The following is a 25,262-nucleotide window of genomic DNA, read 5'->3' as shown; positions in this document are numbered from 1 at the left end:
ATGACAAAAATGCTAACGTGGGTAAAATGCACAAATGTAGTATTTAAAAATCATAGTGTTGAAAGAATAAGGCATTAGCGTTTCTTGACGAGTTTAGTGAGTTGCTTTAGTTCACTTAGCTGTATATGCGGAAGCATGGAGGCGTTTTCGTTGCGTAGGTGCATGGGACGATTAACGGCGAGCCAGGCGGTTTGGTAGCCGGCGTCGACGGCGCCTTTTATATCTTTGTCTAAATCGTCCCCTACGTGCAGGATATTTTTGCTGGGTATTTTTAAGGTTGCTGAAACGTGGTCAAACATGGCGGGGTCGGGTTTCATTGGGTGAGTGGGGCTAGCGTGAATGATGCAGCTAAAGTACTTTTCGATGCCTATGGCCTTAAGGTCTACGTTGCCGTTGGTAATAGCGGCAATAGGCACGCGCTTTGACAGTTTTTTTAATACTTTACGTACCGATTTAGCCACTTCAAAATCGCTTCGCTTGAAGTAAAAGAAGTCAAAGCAATTGGTGACTGCTTTTGATACTAAATGACTAGGCATACCCGCTAACAGGAAGGCTTTGGTGATGACGGTGGTGCGCAATAAGCCTAAATCGTTGGCCAGTTCTGGCTGCTCTGCCAGTGTGGCGAAGCGAATTTCTTGCCATTTTGCAGGAGTGATAGCGGCAGCAATTGGATAATTCTCTAGAATATATTCGTTTAAGGCGCGCTGCGCTTCATAAATATAAGGCATATTGTCATATAAGGTATCGTCTAAATCGAATGATATAGCCCTAATATGAGATAGAGGTTTAAATACAATCATTTTTTGCGTGCTCGTGGATGTGCGTTGTCGTATACCGCACTTAAATGCTGAAAATTTAAGTGCGTATATACTTGCGTGGTTGACAAACTAGCGTGACCTAATAGCTCTTGTACGCCGCGTAAATCATTGCTCGATTCAAGCAAGTGCGTGGCAAAGGAGTGGCGTAGCGTATGTGGGCTAATTTGCTGATATAGGGTTTGATGTTTCGCCCATTTCTCTAATCTGTTTGCCACTTGGCGATTTGATAAGCTGGTTTGTCTAATAGAAATAAAAAGCGCGGGCTCTATTGAAAAATCAACTAGCGCTTTGCGCACGAGGAAATACTCATCAATGGCTATCTGCGCTTTGCTGCCAATGGGTAATATACGCTGTTTATTGCCTTTACCGGTGACTTTGAGCGTGCCGTCGCCTAATAAATCGTTATGCATTAAGCCGGTAAGCTCCGATAAACGAAGCCCGCATCCGTACATGACCTCAAATAAGCATTTGTCGCGCAGGCTTAAAAAGTCATCGCCTTCAAAATTTAATAAGCTACTGACTTCGTCTACATTTAAATATTTGGGCAGGGGTTTGTTTTGTTTAACAGAATGAATAGCGTCTAGCGGATTATTAGGCATCACTTTTTTATGCACCAAAAATCGACAAAAATTACGCAGCACGGAAAGGCGAAGGTTAATAGAGCGGGCTGACAAACCCTCTTTATTTGCCTGCTGTAAAATACGTCTGGCTATGGTTGGGCTTAGGTCTTGCCACTGGCTTATTCTGATATGTTTAACCACGCTTTGTAGCTGGCGTGTGTAGCTTTTTATAGTGTGCGGCGATAGCTGGCGCTCAACTCTACACTCTTGGATGTAGCTATTTACCCAAGTATGTAGGCTGCTAGCGTCAGTATCCATAAACCTTAGCGCAGTCTTATTAGATGATGATTAAGGTTTTTACGCAAATAGTTTAGCAGCACCGTGTCCATTTCAGGCTGAAAGTGCAAGGGATCTTTACTGGCTATGGCTAAAAGGCCCATGTTGGCAGGCTTGTCTGAGCGCAATGTATTTTGCGTAGATGTGTCGTGTTCATTTAACAATACCAGCGCAACTGACTCGGCTTCAGCTTTTGGAAAAAGTGCGCCTTTTTCAATGTTACCCACACGGCCAAAATAAAACGGTTGGCGAGCAAGCTTTTTATCAAAAAGTGAGCGCTGCTGTATTTCAGAAAGGGGTGCATGCTGGGTATTATCATTATTGAGTAACACAAGGCGGACCGACTCAAGGCGCAAAGTACCGACTAAGTGCGTGTGTAAACATAACTCTACCTCAACGATACTCGTCGTATTGACTAAAGCAAGATTTAGGTCGGCGTAGGTTTTATAAATCACTTCATTTTTGCGCGCGTTGTGGACTAACGCTTCTAACTGTGATTTGAGCAGCTGAATTTTTTCACGCGACTGGGCTGCTTGAATTTGGGTGAGTGACACCACGCCGTTATGCTGCATCTGAACCTGAATTTGCACCAATAAATCGGGGTTGTCGATCAAAAAACTTGGGTTAGCTAGTAGGTAATTACTGACTAACTCTTTTTTTACCCGTGGCGATAAATCGTTGAGGTCGTTTACTTCCCACTGAGCCACGCTTGGCTTTGCGTTTAAGTCTGTCATATTGATATTTGTCCATCGTAAATATGTTCTGCTGGGCCGGTCATTTTCAACATTGAGTCGCCGCCCTGCCAGCGTATTTTTAGCTCACCACCGCGCAGCACAACTTTAACATCTTGGCCAAGTTTTTTCTGCATTTGTCCTATGGCCACTGCCGCACATGCACCGCTGCCGCAGGCTAAAGTTTCGCCCGCGCCACGTTCATATACTCTTAGCTTAATTTCGTGTTTACTGACTATTTGCATAAACCCTACATTTACGCCTTCAACAAAGCGTTCGTGTTTGCCTAAAATGGAGCCTATGTTGTTAATGTCTATTTTGTCTATGTTGGCAACTTCAATCACGCAGTGCGGATTGCCCATAGACGCTACGCCGCAGAAAAAAGTCTGGTCGTCTTCTCTGATAATATAGGTGTTCTCTTGCTTGTTGGCCTTAAATGGCACGTACTCAGGGATGAAATTAGGCTTTCCCATATTAACAGTAACGTTGCCGTCTTTTTCAAGATACAGAATCATGCGCCCCGATTTGGTGCTAACGCTTATTTTATTACGATTGGTCAGCCCTTTATTTCTAACAAAACGTGCAAAACAGCGAGCGCCATTGCCGCATTGCGCAACTTCGTTGCCGTCGGCGTTAAAGATACGGTAGTGGAAGTCTTGTTCAGGGTCGTAGGGCGGCTCAACAAGAAGCAACTGGTCAAAGCCAATGCCGAAATTGCGATCTGCCAAGGCCAATATTTTTTCTTTCGAAAAAAATACATTTTGCGTGATGTTGTCTATCACCATAAAATCGTTACCCAAACCATGCATTTTGGAAAAGTGGATAATGCTTTTTTTTTGCTTATGGGCAAAGTGCTGTTCTTGTTGAGGGTAGTTGCCGTCATTTTGCATAGGCTAGTTAGGCACCCTTTGTTCGCCTTTGTAAAGGTCACTTAGGGTTTCGCGCATCCGCACAACATACACTTTGTCACCGTCTACCATTATTTCGGGGCAGCGGCAGCGGCTATTGTAGTTACTAGCCATCACAAAGCCGTAGGCACCCGCACTTTTAACCGCGAGGTTGTCGTTTGGCTCAATGTTTAGCACGCGGTCTTTGCCTAAAAAGTCGCCAGTTTCACACACCGGGCCGACAACGTCGTATTTTTTACCCGCGCCTTCTCGTACATTGGTGGGTTCTATTTTTTGCCAAGCGTTATACAGCGCAGGGCGGATTAAATCGTTCATTGCCGCATCTACAATGGCGAAGTTTTTCTCTTCACCCTGTTTTAAAAATTCCACTTTGGTAACTAAAATGCCCGCATTTGCGGCTATGGCCCGGCCGGGCTCTAGTATTAGCATAAGGTCTTCGCGGCCTACCATTGTTGTGGCCATAGCGGCTGCGTATTCATTTGGGTGTGGTGGTGATTCTTCGTTGTATCTGACGCCTAGGCCTCCACCTACATCGAGGTGAGCGATATGGATGCCTTTTGCCGCTAACTGGTCAATTAAGGCTAAGAGTCTTTCAAGCGTATCAACAAAGGGCGACAGCTCGGTTATTTGCGAGCCTATATGGCAATCCATGCCCTGAATGTCAAGGTTTGACAGAGTGTTAGCATACTCGTAGGCCCCAATAGCATACTCTCTTGAGATACCAAATTTGTTCGCTTTTAAACCTGTCGAAATATAAGGATGTGTTTTAGCGTCGACATCAGGGTTAATACGCAGCGATATAGGTGCCTTTTTGCCCATTTCTTTGGCCACGGTATTAATTCGGTCGAGTTCGGGAAATGATTCTACATTAAAGCACTTTATGCCTTGTTCTAGCGCATAGGCTATTTCGCCTTGTGTTTTGGCTACGCCTGAAAAAACCACTTTTGCAGGGTCTCCGCCTGCTTCAATCACGCGCGCGAGCTCACCGCCTGATACAATATCAAATCCCGAACCTAGCTTGGCTAATACCGACAGTACACCTATGTTTGAATTTGCTTTTACCGCGTAGCATATAAGATGTTTGTGAGCGCTTACTGCATTGTTAAAAGCATGCCAATGTCGCTCTAATGTCGCTCTAGAATAAATATAGGCGGGCGTGCCATGTTCGGCAATAATATCGTCTACCGCAACTTCTTCTGCAAACAACAGATTGTCTTTATACGTAAAAAAGTCCATTTGTTAGGCCCCTTTTAGCGTAAGCGAAGAAGATGAAGCTGGCAGGACGTTTTGTGTAATTGGCACTAACGTTGGTTCTGTGTTTTCTTGAGGCATGTCTTGAGGTATATAAAGCGGGCCTCTTTGCCCACAGCCGCTAAGAAGCAGTAACACTACGCCAATCACAGCCGTTAGTTTTAGGTGACGCATAAGTTCAATTCTGACAAATATAATTGTGCTAACCATGCCTTGAGCGAGGCAAAAAAGCAACCTTTTAGAATAGATATTTACATAGCTTTAGATGCAAGACTGGTATGTAGAAATTACAAAAGTGTGCTAGTCTGAAATAGTGTAATCTTATACTTGTAAGGAATAGCCATGGACTTCAATACATCTGAAATATGCGACTTGTTTGCTGACAGTGTTGACGTAGTTGATCCAATATTTACTAACTTTGGCGCACGCGTTGTGTATTGCGGTGAAATAACCACTGTAAAATGTTTTGAAAATCGCGGTTTGGTTGACAAAATACTCGCCACAAACGGCATGGGTAAAGTACTGCTAATAGACGGGGGCGGCTCACTTAGGCGTGCCTTAGTTGACGCAGAAAATATTCAGCTAGCCCTAGAAAACGACTGGGAAGGCATAATCTGCTATGGCGCTATTCGCGATGTGGATTTACTGCAAGACTATGATATTGGCATTCATGCCCTAGGCGCTATTCCCGTAAGTGCCGACTCGCGTGAAGTGGGCGACTTAGACATAGCGGTTAATTTCGCAGGCGTGACTTTCCTACCTGAGGACCATTTATATGCAGACAACACTGGCATTGTAGTGTCAGGCGAACCCTTAGATTTAGAGTAAACCTTACCGTATAAACAGTTGGTGAGAAGCACAAAACGCGTCTTTCACCAACGGCTATCATACTAGACAAGCAAAACGAGAAGCGACGGCGTGTTTACTTTGCAAATACCGCATTCAAGTGCGCCGCAATTCTAACGCCAGCTTGCTGCAAACGCAGCGTCATGACCGGTGTATGATCATACAAATACTGCCACGATAAGACTTCCCCGTCGGGATAAATGGTATCCCTGATTTCGACGCTTTCTTGAATATACACGAGTGGATCTGTCGTTTGCCAAGCCGCCGCTTTTTCAGCGGAAATTTTGGGCGCTAAGAACTTATACCATTCAGTATATGACAGCTGCTTGCGATCAATTAAGCCCGAGTCCCATACACGATGTAAATTAGAATCTTCCCAAAAAAACTCAACTTTCACATCGTTAGCGCCGCGATCGTTACCGTTACCTGCGTGTAGGGGCTGATGCAAATCGCCAATAATATGCACAATCATCTTCAGCGCTAGCTGTTTGTCGGCCCGCGATGACTGCGGATCTTGTAGCGTTTTGGTGTACATTTCAATAGCGGTAAGGGAATCGCCTTCTTCTGGGGCACCTACCTCAACGTATGTTTTGCCCGGCGGCACGGTAACGTAATGGAAGGGGCCAGCTACTTTTTGCCAAAAGTGGGCAGGGTTGGAGCGGTTTTCATCCGCGTAGGTGCTTATTTCAGCTAAACCTTCGTTGTCTAGAATAGATTGTATGGCTGAGCGTGCGCTTATGCTTAAATATAGTTCGGCAATTTGACCGGTAACACGATGCCCTGTTTGACCCCACGCGTTCGCTACCTGTGAATACGCAGATGCGGCTAACATGCCTGCCAATATGAGCGATTTTGCTAATTTCATATGATAGTTCTCTTTTTATATCTCTTTAGGGAATCGATAACCCCAAGGCTTTACTAAGGTTTGGGGTATGTCTAGGTGATTGCTTAAAAACGGCATTTCACGCGGCAACAGTATAAGCTGCCCGCTCTTTTATGACCACGTCGGCGCCTGTTATCGCTAATATTATTGCTTTACCCATCTATTTCTCCTAAGGTATTTAATAATTTCTGGTGAATAGCGCCGAATCCGCCGTTGCTCATGACCAAGATGTGAGTGCCCGCTTGTGCCGATTTAACAACCGCATCTACAATGGATTGTACTGTTTTGTGCGGTATTACCAACGTCTTACTGTTGTTAATAACATCGTTGAGCGACCACGTTAAATGCGCAGGCTCGAGCAGGTGCACTGAATCTGCCTCTTCCCACGCCGTTGACAATGCATCCTTATGCACGCCTGTACGCATGGTATTAGAGCGAAGTTCAAGTATGGCGACAATCTTCTGCTTACCTACGCTGGCGCGTAAACCCTGCAGGGTCGTTTTAATTGCCGTGGGGTGGTGAGCGAAGTCGTCGTAAACAGTAATGCCATTTACCACGCCTTTTACTTCCATGCGGCGTTTTACATTTTTGAACGTCGCCATAGCTGCGACCGCATCTTTTATATCCACGCCCGCATGATGCGCCGCGGCAATCGCCGTTACCGCATTATTCATATTGTGCTCGCCAATGAGCGGCCAGTTTACTATTGTGCTTACCCTTCCTTGAATATCACTGGTGTGGGTGAGTAAAAACTCACTGCAGTTGGGGCTTATTTTAGTGGCCTTATAGCGCGACTCACTAGCGTTTCCTACCAAGCTTTGTTCGCTCCAGCAGCCCATTTCTAACATCGACTGAACATTAGGCTCGTCAGCGGGTGATATTATACGACCATTTCCAGGTACGGTTCTAACGAGATGGTGAAACTGCTTTTTGATGGCGTTTAAGTCTTCAAAAATATCAGCGTGATCAAATTCAAGATTGTTGATCACAAGCGTCCGGGGTCGATAGTGAATAAACTTTGAGCGTTTATCAAAAAAAGCACTGTCGTATTCGTCTGCTTCTATCACAAAAAAGGGAGACTGGCCTACGCGTGCCGATATGCCAAAATTTTCGGGTACGCCGCCTATTAAAAATCCGGGCGCTAAGCCAGCCGACTCCATAATCCAGGCCAACATGCTGCTAGTTGAGGTTTTGCCATGGGTGCCTGAAATCGCTAGCACCCACCGATCTTTTAGTAAATTTTCTAGTAGCCACTGAGGCCCGCTAGTATACGCCAAGCCTTTATTCAAGACATATTCTACTGCGGGGTTTGCACGTCCTAATGCATTGCCAATGATGACCATGTCGGGTGTAGGCGTAAACTGACTGTCATCGTAGCCTTGGAATAGGGTGATATCAAGCTGCTCTAACTGGGTGCTCATGGGGGGATAAACATTATGATCAGAGCCGGTGACGGTATGGCCCACGCTTTTAGCAATGGCAGCGATACCGCCCATAAATGTGCCACAAATTCCTAGTATATGTACGTGCATGTTTTATATTGTTTAATGAATAATTCACTAAGTGTAGCAGATGAGTTGAGCAAGCCGAAATAACTGTTTTTAATCGCTTGGTAACCCAGTTACACTATAGAAGCATGAGACTAAAGTGTTTGACTTTTTTTCATTGGTTTAGTCCATTTTGTGGTCAAGTTATGCCATAATTTATTTGATTAACAATTCAACACCCCATTTTACATAGGAAACGTTTACTAATGAAACGACTCAATTCGCAATTACAGCATGACGGTGCGCCGCTGGAATTAGTATTACTTATTCGCACGCTGCTAGCTGCCTGTAAAGAAATTTCTTTTCGAGTGAGTCAGGGCGCGCTTGCGGGTGTGTTAGGGTCAACCTTAAGCGAAAACGTGCAGGGTGAAACACAAAAGAAACTAGACGTTATTTCTAACCAGATATTAAAAGACATATTGTCAGAGTCGGGTTACGTAAAGGCTATTTCTTCTGAAGAAGAAGAAAGCGTGGTGCCCTGTTCACCTAACGGTAACTACTTAGTTAGCTTTGACCCTCTAGATGGCTCGTCAAACACTGAAATTAATAGTCTTATTGGCACTATATTTTCAATCGCGCATGCCCCGCAGTGGATGGAAGCCGACGACCCTTCGGCATTCTTGCAGCCGGGAACGCAAATGGTTGCAGCGGGTTATGTGCTATATGGCCCCTCTACTATGTTAGCCATGACAACCGGTCGCGGTACGCATTTATATACCCTAGATAAAACTCACGGCGGCTTTCTACTCACGCATCCTAATGTGAAAATACCTGTGCAAACCAGTGAATTTTCTATCAACACGTCTAACCAACGCCATTGGCAAGAGCCCATTCAAAGCTACGTAAGTGAATTATTAGCCGGTAGCGAAGGGCCGCGTGAAAAAGATTACAATATGCGCTGGGTTGCTGCCATGGTAGGCGACGTTCATCGGGTGCTTTGCCGCGGCGGTATTTTCATGTACCCTTTTGATAAGCGCAATCCACAAATGCCAGGTAAATTACGTTTATTGTACGAAGCAAATCCCATGGCGTTTTTGGTAGAGCAAGCCGGCGGTTTAGCCTCTACCGGTAGTGGCCGTATTATGGATGTAATGCCTGAGGAAATTCACCAGCGCGTTCCCGTTATTATTGGGTCTAAAGAAGAAGTTGAGAACTGCGTGGCGCGTTTCAAGTAGCCAAGCAGCAAGGCTGGCTACTCATGGTAGTTGGCTATATACATTATTAATTGAGTATTACACAAAGGAAAAAAAATGAGTTTGAACAACGTACCGGCTGGTGAGAACTTGCCTGATGAAGTATTAGTGATCATCGAAATACCCGCATATTCGGCTCCTATAAAATATGAAGTAGACAAAGACACAGGTGCTTTGTTTGTCGATCGTTTTATGGGTACCTGCATGCAGTATCCACTTAACTATGGCTATGTAAACAACACTTTGTCTGACGACGGTGACGCAGTTGATGTACTCGTCATGACGCCGCATCCTCTTATTGCAGGTTCGGTCATTAAAGTACGTCCTGTAGGCGTATTAAACATGACTGATGAGTCGGGCATAGACGCTAAAATAATTGCGGTGCCGGTAGATAAGCTATCTAAAATTTACTCAGACATCAAAGATATTGACGATGTGCCTGAAATCACTAAAAACCAGATTGAGCATTTCTTCTCGCATTACAAAGATTTGGAAAAAGGCAAGTGGGTCAAAATTGAAGGCTGGGCAGGTATAGATGCCGCCAAAGCTGAACTTGTGTCAAGCGCTGAACGCTACCAAAAAGATGCAAAATAGTAGGCTTAAGCACTTCTATATTAGTTTAAAAAAGCCCGCCTCGCGGGCTTTATTAACTATGCACGCTTAGCACCCTATGCAGGACGCTTTGCCTTAAGCATTGGCGCTAAAAAACCGCCCGTATACGATTTTTTACTCTTCGCTACGCTTTCTGGCGTACCTTGTGCAATAATTTGGCCGCCGCCTGAACCGCCTTCAGGACCTAAGTCTATGACCCAGTCTGCTGTTTTTACAACGTCTAAATTGTGCTCAATAACCACAACCGTGTTGCCATGATCTCTTAGCCTATGCAGTACCTGCAGCAGCTGCTTTATATCGTGAAAATGCAGGCCGGTGGTGGGTTCATCTAAAATATAAAGCGTTTGGCCGGTGTCACGTTTTGATAGCTCTTTGGCTAACTTAACGCGCTGCGCTTCTCCGCCTGAAAGCGTAGTAGCCGATTGACCTAAGCGTATATAAGAAAGCCCTACATCCATCAAGGTACGAAGTTTGCGGGCGATTGAAGGGATCTTTTCAAAAAACGCATGCGCGTCTTCAACCGTCATGTCGAGCACTTCATGGATATTCTTATTCTTAAACCGTATTTCGAGCGTTTCTCGGTTATAACGCTTGCATTTGCAGACGTCGCACGGCACATATACGTCGGGTAAAAAGTGCATCTCAACCTTTATTAAGCCATCTCCTTGGCAGGCTTCACAGCGTCCGCCTTTTACGTTGAAACTAAAGCGGCCGGGCTTGTAGCCACGTGAGCGCGCCTCTTGTGTGCCTGAGAATATTTCACGAATAGGCGTAAATAAACCCGCATAGGTTGCTGGATTTGAACGCGGCGTTCGGCCGATTGGACCCTGATTAATGTCGACCACTTTGTCAAGATGTTCTAAGCCCGTCATTGACTTATACGGCGCGGGCTCATTCACCGTGGCGCGATTAAGTTCGCGCTGGGCAATGCGATAAAAAGTGTCGTTTATTAAAGTTGATTTACCCGAGCCCGAGACGCCGGTGATACAAGTCAGCAAGCCAGTGGGTATTTTAAGATCTACATTACGTAAGTTGTTGCCAGTGGCCCCTTTTAGCTCTAACCAATGTTTGTCTGCGGTGGACGTGCGTACTTTTGGTATTTCTATCCGTTCGATGCCTGCAAGATATTTCCCCGTGAGTGATTCAGGGCACGACATAATGTCTTGCAAGCTGCCTTGTGCGATTATTTCACCGCCGTGTATGCCAGCGCCAGGGCCAATATCTACGATGTAGTCGGCTTCTTTGATGGCGTCTTCATCGTGCTCTACCACTATTACGGTGTTGCCTAAGTCGCGCAGGTGGCGAAGTGTTTTGAGCAAGCGCTCGTTGTCGCGCTGGTGCAAACCAATTGAAGGTTCGTCAAGCACGTACATAACCCCTACAAGTCCAGCTCCTATTTGGCTAGCCAGACGAATACGCTGGGCTTCGCCGCCTGACAAAGTGTCGGCGCTGCGTTCAAGCGACAAGTAATTAAGGCCCACGTTAATTAAGAAATTAAGTCTATCCATAATTTCTTTTAGAATTTTATCAGCAATAGCGGCGCGCTGACCGCTTAGTTTAAGGTCGCGGAAAAAGTTAAATGCTTCTTCAATCGACATGTTAGCGATGGCAGGCAAGTTCGTTTCTTGTATAAATACGTTGCGCGCTTCTAAACGCAAACGCGAGCCTGAGCAGGCAGTGCAGTGCTGGTGGCTCATGTACTTAGCGAGTTCTTCGCGCACGGTGTTTGACTCGGTTTCTTTATATCGGCGCTCCATATTAGGGATTATCCCCTCAAACGGATGCTTGCGCTCCATAATGTCGCCGCGTTCATTTATATATTTAAAGGTGATTGATTCGCCTTTTGAGCCGTTTAGCACAATGTCTCTGGCAGATTTATCTAAATCTTTAAAAGGTATTTTTAAGTCAAAACTGAAATGCTCGGCTACCGACATCAGCATTTGAAAATAGTAATAGCTGCGCTTGTCCCAACCACGAATAGCACCGCCCGACAAACTCAGCTCGCTGTTTGACACAACTCGATGTGAATCGAAAAACTGTTTTGTGCCCAAACCATCGCAGGTTTGACACGCTCCTGCGGGATTGTTAAATGAGAAGATCCGAGGCTCTAGCTCAGAAATACTGTAGCCGCAGTGTGAGCAGGCAAAATTAGCCGAAAACACAATCTCGTCTTGATCCTTGTCATCCATGTAAACCACTTTTACCGTGCCTGCGGATAGCGCTAATGCGGTTTCAAAAGACTCAGTTAAACGCAGTTGTAGATCGTCACGTACTTTGAAACGGTCTACAACGACTTCGATAGTATGTTTTTTGCGCAAATCTAGGTCGGGAGGATCGGATAAATCACATACTTCGCCGTCGATACGGGCGCGAATGAAGCCTTGTGCGCTTAAACTTTCTAGGGTTTTTGTATGTTCACCTTTTCGCTCTTGCACTACCGGTGCAAGTAACATTAACTTGGTGCCTTCTTTAAAGGTCAGCACCTTGTCGACCATTTGACTGATTGTTTGTGCATCTAAAGCCACTTTATGCTCGGGGCAACGCGGTGTGCCAACGCGAGCAAACATCAAGCGTAAATAATCATAAATTTCGGTAATAGTGCCCACGGTTGAACGAGGGTTATGCGAAGTAGACTTTTGTTCTATCGAAATAGCGGGAGATAAACCTTCAATGTGATCGACATCGGGTTTTTCCATCATGGACAAAAACTGCCTAGCATAGGCCGAAAGACTCTCAACATAACGGCGCTGACCTTCTGCATATAAAGTGTCAAACGCTAGAGAAGATTTTCCCGATCCTGATAAGCCTGTAATGACAACGAGTTTATTGCGAGGAAGGGTTATGTCGATATTCTTGAGGTTGTGCGTGCGCGCACCGCGAACTTCTATGTAATCCATGTTTGCTAAAAATACACCTTTCTAAAGTAGTCAAATATTATGTCACAGCTTTCTTAAAAATGATGCTTTTGTTAAACATCCTTCATCTAAACAAAGTGTACACTTTGGTTACAGTAACCACTTTTTATTGATATCTATAAATTGAGTCGCGCTTTGTATGAGTGCGTTGGCGCTAAGGTTTAATACACCGTATACCGAGGTTTTACAGCCATACTTGCGAGTAATGGTGTCTAGTAAAATAGCAAAGTCGCCGTCGCCTGATAACAATATAACTTCGTCAACGTGTGGGGCTTGTTCTAACACATCAATGGTTATGCCAACATCCCAGTCGCCTTTGGCTGAGCCATCGCTACGCTGAATAAACGGCTTGAGTTTTACCTCAAAGCCTATATGTTTCAGCGCACTTTGAAATTTCATTTGTTGGGGATCGCCTCGGTCAATAGCATAGGCATAGGCCGATACAATGTCATTATGTAAACTCAGCTCGTGCATAAAAGCGCGGTAGTTAAATGGCCGGTTAAAGGTGTCGCGGGTGGTGTAGTAAATGTTTTGAACATCGGCAAAAATCGCTATTTTGTGCAATGGATAGGTTCCTCATTGATGTGGGGCTTTGACATACTAACTGTAATTAGTGAACTAAGGGTGCCATGTCTGTGTGCTTTACATTTACTAGCTTGCCAGTATGCGTGCAATACTATTAATATGCACCACAAAGGTCTACCATATATGGTGACACATTGTTACACAATCTTTTGATCACATAGGAAGCTTTTGCGCTAAATGGAAGCAAATTCACTGACTAAATCTGAATGGCAGGCTGGCATAAGTTTAGCCTCGGTCTACGTGTTACGTATGCTTGGTCTGTTCATGGTAATTCCGGTTATTGCAGTAGCCGCGCAAGAATACCCCGACTATTCGCCGCTGTGGGTTGGTTTAGCCATAGGCGGCTACGGACTAACACAGGCTATTTTTCAAATCCCAATGGGCCTGCTCTCGGACAAGTGGGGACGTAAGCCCATTATTTATATTGGGCTCGTTTTATTCGCTATTGGTTCATTAATAGCGGGCTTGGCAGACAGTATGTGGTTACTCACTATTGGCCGAATAATACAGGGTAGTGGTGCTATTGCCGGCGCTATAATGGCCTTGGCTACCGATGTTACGCGTGAATCACAGCGTACTAAGGTAATGGCTTTAATTGGTATTTCAATTGGGTTTTCTTTTTACATTGCTTTGTTACTAGGTCCTGTGATTGCGGCGAGCTTTGGTCTGCAGGGCATTTTTTTGATTACTGCTGTATTTTCTCTGTTGTGTATTCCACTGGTGCGCCTAGGCATCGACAATAAGGCCTATCAGGCGCCGTCGGGCGATGCGCTACCAAAGACAAAGCTGCTGGGTAGTTTATTTAAGCATCCTCATTTATGGCGGCTAAACTGGTCGGTATTAGTGGTGCATTTGCTAATTACCTGCTTTTTTGTGCAGGTGCCAGTTATGTTAATTAGCATAAATGTGCCCTTAAGCGAGCATTGGGCGCTTTATTCTTTGGTACTGTTTGCCTCGGTAATAGGCCTTATAGGCTTGATAAAAATGGCTGGTAAACTGCCCGTTAGTATCAGTTTTAGGGTAGCGCTGTTGTTTATGGCCAGTGCATTTGCTTTGTTACTCATTCTTTCGCCTAGCTGGTCTGGCATCGCGATGGCGGGAATATTGTTCTTTACCGGCTTTAATTTTTTAGAGGCAAAAATGCCGGCAATGGTGTCTTCAATATCCCCCGCTGGCAGCAAAGGCAGTGCCATGGGTATTTATGCGAGCCATCAGTTTTTAGGGGCGTTTTTAGGCGGTGTACTTTCAGGCCTTTTGAACAGCTATTTCTCACCTGAATATACCTTTATTATGTGCTTAGTCGTTATCTTTTTGTTAAGCTTAATAGCCTCAGGCCTAGCTTCTAGCACGCTGCAAGTACAGCGCGTCACACTAAGGCTCGAAAATAGACATAAAGACGCGCAAAGCCTGCAGCTTTTACGCGACAAAATTAACAGCATGGCAGGCGTGCAAGAAGTACTAGCCGACCCTGAAGAAAATGCTATGTATTTGAAAGTAGACGCTAAAATATTTGAAATGGACGTAGCTAACGCGCATATTAAAGCACAGATTTAAAACCAGATTAATAAAGGAAACATCATGGCCTCACGAGGTGTAAACAAAGTCATCATTGTAGGTAACTTAGGTAACGATCCTGAAATACGCTACATGCCAAACGGAAACGCAGTGGCTAATTTGAGCATTGCCACCAGTGAAAGCTGGAAAGATCAGCAAGGCGCGCAGCAAGAACGCACAGAATGGCACAAAGTAACCATGTACCGCCGTTTAGCTGAAGTTGCCGGTGAATATTTAAAGAAGGGTTCACAAATATTCGTTGAAGGAAAACTACAAACCCGCAAATGGCAAGACCAGCAGGGTAACGACCGTTATACAACTGAAATCATTGCTGACAACATGCAAATGATGGGTGGCGGCGGCGGCGGTGGCGGTGGGGGTAACCAAGGCGGCGGTCAAAACGCACAAGGCGGCGGCTACCAGCAGCGTCCGGCGCAGCAAAGCAGTGGCGGTCAAGACAGCTACGATCAAAGTAATGATCAGCAAAACTCGGGCGGCGGTCAAGGTGGATATAAGCAAAACCCACAAAAGCCCCAGCAAGCGCCCCAGCAGGCACCTAAAATGTCTGAGCCAGATATAGATTTTGATGACGATATCCCGTTTTAATTTGAAAGAAACTTAGATTAGTAGGGTAAGATTATTTAAAACCCCTTTGTTCTTTATTTTTACTAGCCTACAGCTAGGATTGATAAAAAAAAGGGGTTTTTTTGTACATTAAAAGAGGCTTTTAATTGTTGGTTAAAATGTGAAGCGAAGCGGAAACTAACCAACTGTCAAAAGTCCTGCTTGAGTGGCTTGTATGGATAATAACTTAACACCGCTACACGTTATTGTTTTGGAAAATCATCACTCTTGGCGAAAAGAGTATAACCTTCAACCATTGCACGTACGCATTTCCCGGGCGTTGGGCCACCATTCCAAATTCCTATACATGGGACTTCAATTAATTCTGGGTTTTTTATCTTAACCCATTCTCTCGCCTGCCAAAAAACCTCCAAGTCATTAGAGCTTGTTTCTACTGAAATAATTTTCGAACCAGAGAATTTAATTTTGAAGGTATCTGTAACATTGAAATCAATACCTAAAGCAAGCATAAGATCATCTTGAACTTTTATAGAGCAACTTATAATCTCTAACTTCTTTGCTAAACATGGCTGACGTTTTATAATTTTGTAATTACCGCCTTCTGCCCACCCTTGATAAAATAGGACATAGGGAATCGAACCTTGTGCAAATGTTAACTCGGCTTCTAGTCGATCTTTTTCAAATGAATAAAAGGCATCAATCAGACTTTCAGATTTTTGCAATTCATTATGACGTATAGATTCATCTTCTGCGTTTGCAAGTTCGCACGTGAATAATAAAAAAATGGCAAAATAAAAGTAACAAACAGAGCGCATATTAGTAGTCCTCTTTTTAATTGAATTCCAAAACTTTAAAGAGTGCCCCGCTTATCGGTGGAGTGACTCTGAAATATAACGCCTATAATAACGTGAAAAGAAGAGCGAGCGCGAGTTTTTTTCACAGAAAGCAAAGCGAACGATGTTTATTGTTTTGTTAGGTTTCATAGTTTAATCAATATTAGGGGGAAGTAATAAAATCTTCACGAACATACCAATTACCAAACATATTGGAAGAACAAGTTTTGTAATGTGTATTCCCAACAACATTTTCCTTACCCCCAATTTTATCGATTTCATTACTGGTAATTCAACCACAACAAGCTTCCCTTTGAATTTAGCCGCACTAAGCTCTAATACAACGGCTTCAAGCGCGCTCAGTTTTAGCAATGTCACACGCCTAAACGGGCGCAGGGATGCAGCCACACGCACCACGCAAACTATTTCGTTTAATGGCGTAAACCGACAATACTTCAGATTTTCCAGCACCGGTTTTTGTGAAACAAGCGTTAATGTCGTGAGCAGAACCTTGTCGGTTTATGCGATACTCAAAATCATTTTGTAAAAATGTGTAGTGCTATGCTCTGTCAACATTAATGCGTCTTTACTGCTTGCTAGCGAAGTCATCTCGTATACCTTCAAAATTCCTTTGTCTTCGGTATTTACTTAAGCCCAACGCTATGGAAATGAAAAGACTTAGGTTACAATAGTACCGTTTATTCACATTATAATAATAAAGGCACCCCATGTTCAAAAAGCTTCGAGGCATGTTCTCAAACGACTTGGCTATCGACCTCGGTACCGCAAACACCCTTATTTATATTAAAGACAAAGGAATAGTGCTTAACGAGCCTTCGGTTGTCGCCATTCGACAAGAGCGCCATGCTGGGCCTAAAAGTCTCGCGGCTGTTGGACATGAAGCAAAACAGATGCTGGGCCGAACCCCGGGTAATATAAAAGCCATTCGGCCCTTGAAAGACGGTGTAATTGCCGACTTCTATGTGACTGAAAAAATGCTTCAACATTTTATTAGACAAGTCCACGATAACAACTTTTTGCGCCCCTCACCTCGCGTGCTGGTGTGCGTGCCGTGTGGATCTACCCAAGTTGAGCGTCGTGCTATTCGTGAATCAGCCCTAGGTGCAGGCGCACGTGAAGTATTCCTCATAGACGAGCCCATGGCTGCCGCGATAGGGGCTGGTCTGCCGGTTTCTGAAGCGACTGGTTCCATGGTGGTTGATATTGGCGGCGGTACCACCGAAGTGGCGATCATTTCTTTAAACGGCGTGGTATATTCGTCTTCAGTGCGTATTGGCGGTGACAAATTCGACGAAGCCATCATTAATTATATTCGTCGTAACTTTGGTTCATTAATTGGTGAAGCCACCGCAGAGCGTATAAAACATGAAATTGGCACGGCCTATCCAGGGGAAGATGTAAAAGAAATTGAAGTGCGGGGACGTAATCTAGCCGAAGGAGTACCGCGTGGTTTCACCCTTAACAGCAATGAAATTTTGGAAGCCCTGCAAGAACCACTTTCCGGTATAGTTAGCGCGGTTATGGTGGCGTTGGAGCAGTCTCCGCCCGAACTCGCGTCAGATATTTCTGAACGCGGCATGGTTCTCACTGGCGGTGGCGCTTTGTTAAAAGACATTGACCGTTTGCTAATGGAAGAAACTGGCATTCCGGTGGTTATTGCAGACGATCCGCTCACCTGTGTAGCGCGCGGCGGCGGTAAAGCCTTCGATATGATCGACATGCACGGCGGCGACTTGTTTAGCTACGAGTAGGCCACGCCTATATGAATGAAGTATTCGCCCGCGGCCCTTCCTTACTAACACGCTTATGTATAGTGCTCATGCTAAGCGTTGGGGCTATGGTGATCGACACCAAAGTGGATAATTTGTCAACTCTGCGCACCTACCTTACTTCTTTGGTGAGTCCGCTGCAGTACATTGCCGATTTACCCGGAGGGCTCCTTGATTGGAGCGCCTCTCGCTTTAATTCTCGTCAAAAAATGCTTGAAGAGAACTCACGTCTGACTAATCAGATTACTCTCATGAATGAAAAACTTCAGCGTTTTGTTGTGCTTGAAGACGAGAATAATAACTTGCGAGAGTTACTCGATGCCCCCGTGCGCGAAGGTATGTATAGGATGATTGCGGAGTTAATGGCGGTAGACAATAATCCGTATAGCCATCAAATAGTGATTAACAAAGGTGCTATTCACGGTGTTTACGAGGGCCAGCCGGTGCTAGATGACACGGGTGTTGTGGGGCAGATTGTTGAAGTTGGTACCACCAACTCGCGGGTGTTACTCATATCTGATATAACGCACGCTATTCCGGTGCGCATAAGTCGTAATAATATTCGCATGATTGCCAGCGGCAGTGGCAGCTTAAACGAGCTAAGCCTCAACCACGTTGTCCACAGCGGTGATATCCAAGAGGGCGATTTATTAATATCGTCAGGTTTAGGCAACATTTTCCCTGCCGGTTACCCGGTGGCCACCATTATTAATATTGTGCGAGACGAGAGTTTACCTTTTGCCAGTATTACGGCAAAGCCTTCAGCTCAATTAGACCGTATTAAATATTTATTGCTACTATGGCCTCCCGACATAGCGCCGGTAGACGCATTAAGTCCTAGCGACGAATTAACGCGAGAGGGCTCTTAAATGCGCGCCAATAAATCCTTTATTTTTATCAGCATTATAATGGGTGTTATCCTGCAGATTATTCCGATGCCGCCGCCAATGGATTTATACCGTCCTGACTGGCTTTTGCTTATTCTATTGTATTGGGCAATGGCGCTGCCAAATAGGGTAAATGTAGGAGTTGCCGGTATTGCAGGGCTTATTCTTGATATTTTATATGGCACGGCTTTAGGCGTTCACAGCTTTGCTTTAGCGGTTCCGGTTTATCTAATGTCGGCTAATTATCAGCGTTTACGTAATTACTCTATGCCTCAGCAAGCAGTAATGGTGCTTGTACTGTCGGCGTTATATCACCTGATTGTGTACTGGTTGGTGTATTTAATCACCGGTATTGAATTTAGCTGGGTGTTTATGTGGCCATGTTTGGCGTCTATGATCCTCTGGCCATGGCTTTTCTGGCTGTTACGAAAATTTCGACGCAACCTTCGGGTTACCTAAATGTATTGTTTGCCGGTTGTGTTAGCATCAGCATCTCCTAGGCGTAGAGAGCTGGTGGCTTATATTGCGCCTGAGTTGAGTTTTGACAGCGCCGACATAGACGAAACGCCGTCTCCCCATGAAAGTCCGCACGATCTAGTTCTGCGCCTTGCGCTGAGCAAGGCCCAGAGCGTGGCAAAGCGTCATCCTAGGTCTTTAGTGATTGGCTCAGATACGGTGATTAGCGTCGGCGATACTATTTTAGGAAAGCCTTACGACCTTACCGATTTTAGGCGCATGATGACATTGTTAAGTAATACCCAGCATCAAGTTTATACTGGCGTAGCTGTCATTAATACCGTTAGCATGCGTACGTTAAATAAGGTGCTCATCACCCATGTGAACATGGGTGAAATATCTAGTCAAAGCGCACTTAGCTATTGGCAAACAGGCGAGCCACATGATAAAGCCGGTGGCTATGCTATCCAAGGCATTGGTGGCAAATATGTGAAATCTATAAGCGGCAGTATTAGCGCGGTTATCGGTATTCCTATTTATGAAACCAAAGAACTTTTAACACAAGTCAGCGAGTAAATCTCATGAGCGCAGAACTACTAATTAATGTTACCCCTTCCGAGTCGCGCGTTGCGTTAATTGAAAATTCAATTCTGCAAGAAATTCACATAGAAAGACATACGAAAAAAGGCTTAGTTGGCAACATCTATAAAGCCAAAGTAATCAGAGTGTTGCCGGGCATGCAGGCAGCCTTTGTCGATATAGGCTTAGACAAAGCGGCTTTCTTACACGCCTCCGACATTGCGGTATACGATGAACTTGCCGAAGAGGTGAACGCTTCCCAATTTGATAGAAAAGATATTCGTATGCTGGTGCGCGAGGGACAAATCATTGTTGTGCAAGTGGTGAAAGACCCAATCGGTACAAAAGGCGCAAGACTCACCACCGATATTACCATACCGTCACGATATTTAGTGTTCATGCCGTCGGTGACGCACGTGGGCATTTCCCAAAAAATCGAGGACAGCGCAGAAAGAGAGCGATTAAGCGCTATAGTGTCAGGCTTGTGTGACGAAAACGGCGGTTTTATATTGCGCACCGCAGCAGAGGGCGCAGAGGCACAAGAGCTAATTCAAGATGCAAGCTTTTTACGCGCCTTATGGGAAAAAATTCAGTCGCGCAAGCCCGGCACTAAAATTCATATGCTATATGAGGATTTGCCCGTAGCGCGGCGTGTACTGCGTGACTTCGTCGGGTCAAAAATTGATCGGGTAAGGGTAGACTCAAAACTGACTTACACTGAGCTTAGAACATTTACCAAAGAATATGTGCCAGAGGTGTTCGACAAGCTTGAATACTATCAAGGTGACCTGCCAATATTTGATTTGTACGATGTTGAAAACGAGCTTCAGCGTGCCTTAGGCCGGCGGGTAGACTTAAAATCGGGCGGCTACTTAATTATAGACCAAACCGAAGCAATGACCACCATCGACATAAATACAGGGGCTTTTGTAGGGCATCGTAACTTAGAAGAAACTATTTTCAACACCAATATAGAGGCGACGTCGGTGATTGCGCGTCAGCTTCGATTGCGTAATTTAGGCGGCATGATCCTCATCGATTTTATCGATATGATGGAACCAGATCACAAAAAGCGAGTCTTACATTCATTAGAAATTAGCATAGCAAAAGACAGAGCTAAATCGAATATCTACGGCTTCACGGCGCTTGGACTGATTGAAATGACGCGCAAGCGCACGCGTGAGTCTCTTGAACATTTACTATGCGGTGAATGCCCCGCTTGCAAAGGGCGCGGCAGTATAAAAACCATAGAGACTATTTGTTTTGAAATTACGCGTGAAATAGTCAGGGTGAATAAGGCTTACAGCGCTGACAAATTTGTGATTTATGCGTCTGCAATTGTGGCAGAAGCTTTGCTTGGAGAAGAGTCAGATATTTTGGCCGAACTGGAGGCATTTGTTGGGAAACAAATTAAGGTACTTAACGAGCCGCTTTACCATCAAGACAAGTTTGACGTTGTAATGATGTAATGATAACAAAAGCCAGTTGGGGCAGTAAACTAGGCGCTGGCGCGACCTTCATGCTAAAAAAGCTATGGACCTTATTTGCCATTGCTCTGGTGCTACTTGCCTTAATTATGAGCTTGCTGCGCTATTCGCTGCCTTTTTTAAACGATAATAAAGAATACCTTGAAAACTACATTAGCCGTGAATATTCAATAGAGCTAGCCATAGGCGAGTTATTTGCTAGTTGGCAAAACGACGGTCCAGCCATCGTTTTGCGCAATGTCAGCATTAAAAATGGTGACCAATCCCCTTTGGTCCTGAATATCGAAGAAGTGTTTTTAAAAGTCGATTTTTGGGCGTCTATTGTGTCTGGTAAAGTGCAAAGCAATAAGGTTTCACTCAACGAACTAGCCTTAGATATTGATCTCACTCGCATGAAGACGGCTAATTCAGACTTTCCTATTATAGCGGCACTTGAGAACATTTTTCTTGAGCAGTTAAGTAGCTTTGAAGTATCAAATAGCCGCTTAAGCCTCATAAGCCAAGAAAATAATCAAGTCATTGATATTACAAAATTGTCTTGGCTTAACCAAGACAATCGGCATCAAGGCGTGGGCGAATTTACTTTGCAGGATTTTTCTAGCAACAGTGCACGTTTCATACTCGATTTATATGGCAATGTAGATAGCTACAGCGGCACACTATTTGCCAAGGCTCAAGATATAAACTTATCTTCATGGATAAACGAATTTACGGGCTTAGAAGGTAAGCTGGTCTCGAGTAAAGGCAATTTGGAAGTGTGGGCTAACATCAAAAATGGCGAATTACAAAGAATTGACGGACAGATATTACCCACCACCTTTGAATGGGTCACTAAAGAATCGACTTTAAGCAACAGCATTAACGCGCGTTTTGCTGGAATAAAAGATGAAGAAAAATGGGATTTTTCCATCGCTGACTTGCATATTCAAACTCAAGGCAATGATTTTAAAAGCGACATACATGGCCACTTTTCACCGCAGCAAGGCGCGGTTTTTCGCTTAGAACAAGCGCTGTCTTTGAAACCTTTACTGCCGCTGACGAGTCTGTTTTCTAGCGCTTTAGGCGAGACACTTGTAAAGGCCGATGCCGACGCTACTCTGTTTGAGCTGAGTGCTTTAGTTGATCAAAGTGGCTTGAGTTTACAAGCCGAGATTCAAGATATGCACTGGCAAGAGTATAATAAGCTACCGGGCTTTAACAATTTACAGGCCTCTATTTTTTGGCAAGGTAAAAGCGGAAAAGTAGCGCTTAGTAGCCAGGATTCCTTGCTTGCTTCACAGTATTATTTTTCGCGGTCGGTGCCCGTAAAAGCACTTAAGCTACCTTTGCTTATCAATCTAGTCAAAGACCAAGGCGCTATAAGCTTAGCCATAAAAGACGGTACAGCGCTAGTTGATGGATTAGCACTGCTGGTTAACACGCAGTACGCATCTGCCAATAAATTTTTATCGCTGGCGATTGACGTAGAGCCTTTTGCGCTTGCTAAAATACCAGGTTTGCTGCCTAAGCACTTAATGGGCGATGGAACGCGCCGTTTTTTGCAAAATGCCTTTGTGGGCAAGGGTAAGGCAAACGATGCCGACATAATTTGGCATGGAGCCTTATCCAACTTTCCATTTACTGATAATTCCGGCGTATTTCAAAGTTCGGTGGCAATAGAGCAAGCCGACTTTTCTTTTTCCAAGGGTTGGCCTGCACTGACTAAGCTAGACATTGATTTACTGTTTGAAAATAAAAGCCTAAACATGAAAGGTCAAAGGGGATTATTAGACAAAGTCGCCTTAACGAACTTGCAGGCCAATATTGATGCGCTAGATGCCAATGCGCTGCTCACGATTATTGCTGACGGAGCGGCCAGCAGCGCCGATATTACCAGTCTTATGTTGCAAAGCTCCCTTGCCGCGAGCTTAGGTCAACTGCTACACAAAGATGTGTTAGTTGATGGCGACCTAAGCACACAGTTAGCCTTGTATATCCCCTTAAACGATGGGACTAAAACCCGCGTGAAGGGAGAGGTGTATTTAGACAACAATAAGGTTTCTATTCCCGCCATCAATCTTGCTTTTAATAATACCAAAGGCCTGTTAAGTTTTGATAACGAAACCATCCGTATTGACGCCATGAAGGCAACATTGTTTGATCAAGCTGTTAGCATTGATATTAGCGGAAAACAATCAAAAGACAAATATTCTCTCAGCGCTGATATGACTGGTAACTGGCAGGCGTCGCTGCTGGCTCAAAACATAAATGCAGAGCTTGCCGCCTTATTCGATGGGCGTAGCGATTGGCAATTCAATCTTGGTCTTGATCTTATGGCAAAGAATTTCACTTATGACGCTAAGCTTACCAGCAGCTTAGTTGGCATTGAAGCAAAGTTACCTAAGCCCTTTGCTAAAACAGCGCAACGGAATTTACCCTTAATACTTAACGCAAGTGGAGATCGTATAGCGTCGAGCATTACCCTTAGCCTGGGCGATATTGCTTATTTTGACGGGGCACTTGCACATCAAGAAAAGCAGTTTAACCGTGCACATTTATCCTTAGGATCAGTACCCGAAGGTAATCGTGGCCTTGGCTTTAGTATTACTGCCAATCTAGATCGCATAATTGCGCAGGATTGGTATCCCTTCATAAACACATTAACGAGTGGTGTTGACCCTCAAAAAATAAATTTACTAGGGGTCCCTGAGCGTATTTTCATTAATACAGCCAAATTAATTGTTGCAGGAGAGATACTAAGCAACGCGAATATAAATATAAGACGCCTTACAGACCAATGGTCTTTCGATGTGGATGCCAACGAGCTTAAGGCTAACGTTAGCTTATTCGATGATCGTGATGACAAAGGTCTTGTGGTTGATGCCGAATATGTTCGCATTGCAAAAGCGAGCATAAAAAATGAAGAAATTGAAGTAGAAGGTTTGGATGAACAAGACACAGTGATTGATCAGTTCAAGCTTGAGCCACAGTCTTTGCCCCGTATAAATTTTACTTGCAAAGCCTGCGATATCAAGGGCATAAATTTTGGCGAAATAGCTTTTTCAGCGGCCCCTAACAGCAAAGGGTTGAAAATAAGCTCACTTAAGTTTAACAATGAATTTGGCTCTGTAAACACGTCGGGTCAGTGGTACAAACGCAATCAAGATCATTACACCTTTATCGCAGGCGATGTCACGAGTAAGGACTTCGGCGCATTTGTAAGTAAGCTTGGATTTGATGCCGGTATTAAAGACTCCTCTGCGAATATGTCATTTGCATTGACGTGGAAAGATTCACCGATGGATATTGCCTTTGCCAATCTTGATGGTCAACTTGACTGGTCCTTGAGCGATGGCTCACTGACCGAGTTGAGTGATCAAGGCTCGCGCATTTTTACCTTGTTGAGCTTAAACTCCTTAGTCAGGAAACTGTCCTTAGATTTTCGAGATGTCTTTGCCAGAGGTTTTTTTTACGACAACATGAAAGGCTCCATTCAAATTGCCCAAGGCATAGCAGACACGCGTGACACCTTCATAGACGGCGCAGCAGGCGAAATTGAAATATATGGCAACACTAATTTAACCACCCAAGTACTCAACTACAATGTTAGTTTCGCGCCTAATGTAACGGGGAATCTGCCGGTGCTGGTTTATTTTTTTACGGTTAGTCCACCTACAGCGCTAGCCGCGTTAGCACTTGACCAAGTGCTGACATCTGCCAAAGTTATTTCTAATATTAATTATTCAATAACGGGCACAATTTCTCAACCGATATTGGTTGAAACGGGCAGACAAAGCACTGAGGTTGAATTACCGGCCAAAATAGAGGCTATTCCTAGTGGCAACTTGCCTCCTTTTGCACCGCCTACCAACGAAGGTCTGACCGACTTACAAGAGCAAGGCGGCTGAACAAGGGGGGTGTTGACTA

At 44.6% G+C, this 25,262-nt stretch carries 23 protein-coding genes; 12 read left to right on the top strand and 11 right to left on the bottom strand.

Annotated features, from left to right (window positions below; genetic code table 11):
• Positions 1-74 precede the first annotated feature (74 nt).
• From GPUN_RS00335 to lptM, 6 genes are read right to left on the bottom strand one after another with little or no spacing between them, the layout of a single operon-like run.
• A complete protein-coding gene (locus GPUN_RS00335) occupies positions 75-800 on the bottom strand; it encodes an HAD-IA family hydrolase (RefSeq protein ID WP_006002244.1) in 726 nt (241 codons plus the stop codon).
• The gene (locus tag GPUN_RS00330; RefSeq protein WP_006002242.1) at positions 797-1,696 is read right to left on the bottom strand and encodes a tyrosine recombinase XerC; all 900 of its coding nucleotides are present in this window, start codon (positions 1,694-1,696) and stop codon (positions 797-799) included. Before GPUN_RS00330 ends, GPUN_RS00335 begins: the two co-directional genes overlap by 4 nt.
• 5 nt (positions 1,697-1,701) lie before the next feature.
• On the bottom strand, positions 1,702-2,448 hold the full coding sequence (locus GPUN_RS00325) for a DUF484 family protein (RefSeq protein ID WP_006002240.1): 747 nt from the start codon (positions 2,446-2,448) through the stop codon (positions 1,702-1,704).
• The gene (gene dapF / locus GPUN_RS00320) at positions 2,445-3,335 is read right to left on the bottom strand and encodes a diaminopimelate epimerase (protein ID WP_006002238.1); all 891 of its coding nucleotides are present in this window, start codon (positions 3,333-3,335) and stop codon (positions 2,445-2,447) included. The genes GPUN_RS00325 and dapF overlap by 4 nt, the downstream gene beginning before the upstream one ends.
• 3 nt (positions 3,336-3,338) lie before the next feature.
• Entirely contained in the window at positions 3,339-4,589 is a 1,251-nt protein-coding gene (gene lysA, locus GPUN_RS00315) for a diaminopimelate decarboxylase (RefSeq protein WP_006002236.1), read from the bottom strand.
• A 3-nt stretch (positions 4,590-4,592) separates the two neighbouring features.
• A complete protein-coding gene (gene lptM, locus GPUN_RS00310) occupies positions 4,593-4,778 on the bottom strand; it encodes an LPS translocon maturation chaperone LptM (protein ID WP_006002234.1) in 186 nt (61 codons plus the stop codon).
• Between the two features lie 168 nt (positions 4,779-4,946).
• Here lptM and rraA point away from each other — a divergent pair, with 168 nt between their 5' ends.
• Entirely contained in the window at positions 4,947-5,432 is a 486-nt protein-coding gene (gene rraA / locus GPUN_RS00305; RefSeq protein ID WP_006002232.1) for a ribonuclease E activity regulator RraA, read from the top strand.
• 94 nt (positions 5,433-5,526) lie between these two features.
• On the opposite strand, the gene GPUN_RS00300 is transcribed toward rraA, so the two are convergent.
• Together GPUN_RS00300 and mpl are read right to left on the bottom strand one after the other, a co-directional pair.
• Entirely contained in the window at positions 5,527-6,315 is a 789-nt protein-coding gene (locus tag GPUN_RS00300; RefSeq protein WP_006002230.1) for a S1/P1 nuclease, read from the bottom strand.
• Positions 6,316-6,485: 170 nt separating this feature from the next.
• Positions 6,486-7,865 (bottom strand): UDP-N-acetylmuramate:L-alanyl-gamma-D-glutamyl-meso-diaminopimelate ligase, encoded by a 1,380-nt coding sequence (gene mpl, locus GPUN_RS00295; protein WP_081483865.1) that lies wholly within the window; start codon positions 7,863-7,865, stop codon positions 6,486-6,488.
• A 221-nt stretch (positions 7,866-8,086) separates the two neighbouring features.
• Between mpl and GPUN_RS00290 the strand changes: the two genes are divergently transcribed.
• Together GPUN_RS00290 and ppa are read left to right on the top strand one after the other, a co-directional pair.
• A complete protein-coding gene (locus GPUN_RS00290; RefSeq protein WP_006002225.1) occupies positions 8,087-9,055 on the top strand; it encodes a class 1 fructose-bisphosphatase in 969 nt (322 codons plus the stop codon).
• Between the two features lie 75 nt (positions 9,056-9,130).
• Complete coding sequence (gene ppa / locus GPUN_RS00285) at positions 9,131-9,667, top strand: inorganic diphosphatase (protein ID WP_006002223.1); 537 nt, start codon at positions 9,131-9,133, stop codon at positions 9,665-9,667.
• Between the two features lie 74 nt (positions 9,668-9,741).
• Here ppa and uvrA read toward each other — a convergent pair whose 3' ends face one another.
• Entirely contained in the window at positions 9,742-12,582 is a 2,841-nt protein-coding gene (gene uvrA / locus GPUN_RS00280) for an excinuclease ABC subunit UvrA (protein ID WP_006002221.1), read from the bottom strand.
• Positions 12,583-12,690: 108 nt separating this feature from the next.
• A complete protein-coding gene (locus GPUN_RS00275) occupies positions 12,691-13,164 on the bottom strand; it encodes a LabA-like NYN domain-containing protein (RefSeq protein ID WP_006002218.1) in 474 nt (157 codons plus the stop codon).
• A 198-nt stretch (positions 13,165-13,362) separates the two neighbouring features.
• Between GPUN_RS00275 and GPUN_RS00270 the strand changes: the two genes are divergently transcribed.
• Both GPUN_RS00270 and ssb read left to right on the top strand, forming a co-directional pair.
• Positions 13,363-14,739, top strand: a complete 1,377-nt coding sequence (locus GPUN_RS00270; protein ID WP_006002215.1) for an MFS transporter — start codon at positions 13,363-13,365, stop codon at positions 14,737-14,739.
• A 24-nt stretch (positions 14,740-14,763) separates the two neighbouring features.
• Positions 14,764-15,345 (top strand): single-stranded DNA-binding protein, encoded by a 582-nt coding sequence (ssb, locus tag GPUN_RS00265; protein WP_006002213.1) that lies wholly within the window; start codon positions 14,764-14,766, stop codon positions 15,343-15,345.
• A gap of 221 nt (positions 15,346-15,566) precedes the next feature.
• Here ssb and GPUN_RS00260 read toward each other — a convergent pair whose 3' ends face one another.
• On the bottom strand, positions 15,567-16,139 hold the full coding sequence (locus GPUN_RS00260) for a hypothetical protein (RefSeq protein WP_006002210.1): 573 nt from the start codon (positions 16,137-16,139) through the stop codon (positions 15,567-15,569).
• A gap of 250 nt (positions 16,140-16,389) precedes the next feature.
• Here GPUN_RS00260 and GPUN_RS14095 point away from each other — a divergent pair, with 250 nt between their 5' ends.
• The 7 genes from GPUN_RS14095 (at position 16,390) to GPUN_RS00225 (ending at position 25,243) form a co-directional block, all read left to right on the top strand.
• Positions 16,390-16,704, top strand: coding sequence for a hypothetical protein (locus tag GPUN_RS14095; protein ID WP_006002208.1), 315 nt, complete (start codon positions 16,390-16,392; stop codon positions 16,702-16,704).
• 181 nt (positions 16,705-16,885) lie between these two features.
• Positions 16,886-17,929 (top strand): rod shape-determining protein, encoded by a 1,044-nt coding sequence (locus tag GPUN_RS00250; RefSeq protein ID WP_006002206.1) that lies wholly within the window; start codon positions 16,886-16,888, stop codon positions 17,927-17,929.
• Between the two features lie 11 nt (positions 17,930-17,940).
• Positions 17,941-18,816, top strand: a complete 876-nt coding sequence (gene mreC / locus GPUN_RS00245; RefSeq protein WP_006002204.1) for a rod shape-determining protein MreC — start codon at positions 17,941-17,943, stop codon at positions 18,814-18,816.
• The gene (gene mreD, locus GPUN_RS00240) at positions 18,817-19,293 is read left to right on the top strand and encodes a rod shape-determining protein MreD (RefSeq protein ID WP_006002201.1); all 477 of its coding nucleotides are present in this window, start codon (positions 18,817-18,819) and stop codon (positions 19,291-19,293) included. It abuts the gene before it with no gap.
• Positions 19,294-19,866 carry a Maf family protein gene (locus GPUN_RS00235; protein WP_040519844.1) on the top strand — a complete coding sequence of 191 codons (573 nt, stop codon included), beginning with the start codon at positions 19,294-19,296 and terminating at the stop codon, positions 19,864-19,866.
• A 5-nt stretch (positions 19,867-19,871) separates the two neighbouring features.
• The gene (gene rng / locus GPUN_RS00230) at positions 19,872-21,338 is read left to right on the top strand and encodes a ribonuclease G (RefSeq protein ID WP_006002196.1); all 1,467 of its coding nucleotides are present in this window, start codon (positions 19,872-19,874) and stop codon (positions 21,336-21,338) included.
• Positions 21,338-25,243 (top strand): YhdP family protein, encoded by a 3,906-nt coding sequence (locus tag GPUN_RS00225; protein ID WP_006002194.1) that lies wholly within the window; start codon positions 21,338-21,340, stop codon positions 25,241-25,243. Before rng ends, GPUN_RS00225 begins: the two co-directional genes overlap by 1 nt.
• The last annotated feature ends 19 nt before the right edge of the window (positions 25,244-25,262 follow it).

The organism is Glaciecola punicea ACAM 611, assembly GCF_000252165.1.
Taxonomy (GTDB): domain Bacteria; phylum Pseudomonadota; class Gammaproteobacteria; order Enterobacterales; family Alteromonadaceae; genus Glaciecola; species Glaciecola punicea.
The sequence above is the reverse complement of the archived record's forward strand: the minus strand, read 5'-3'. Positions and strand labels throughout refer to the sequence as shown.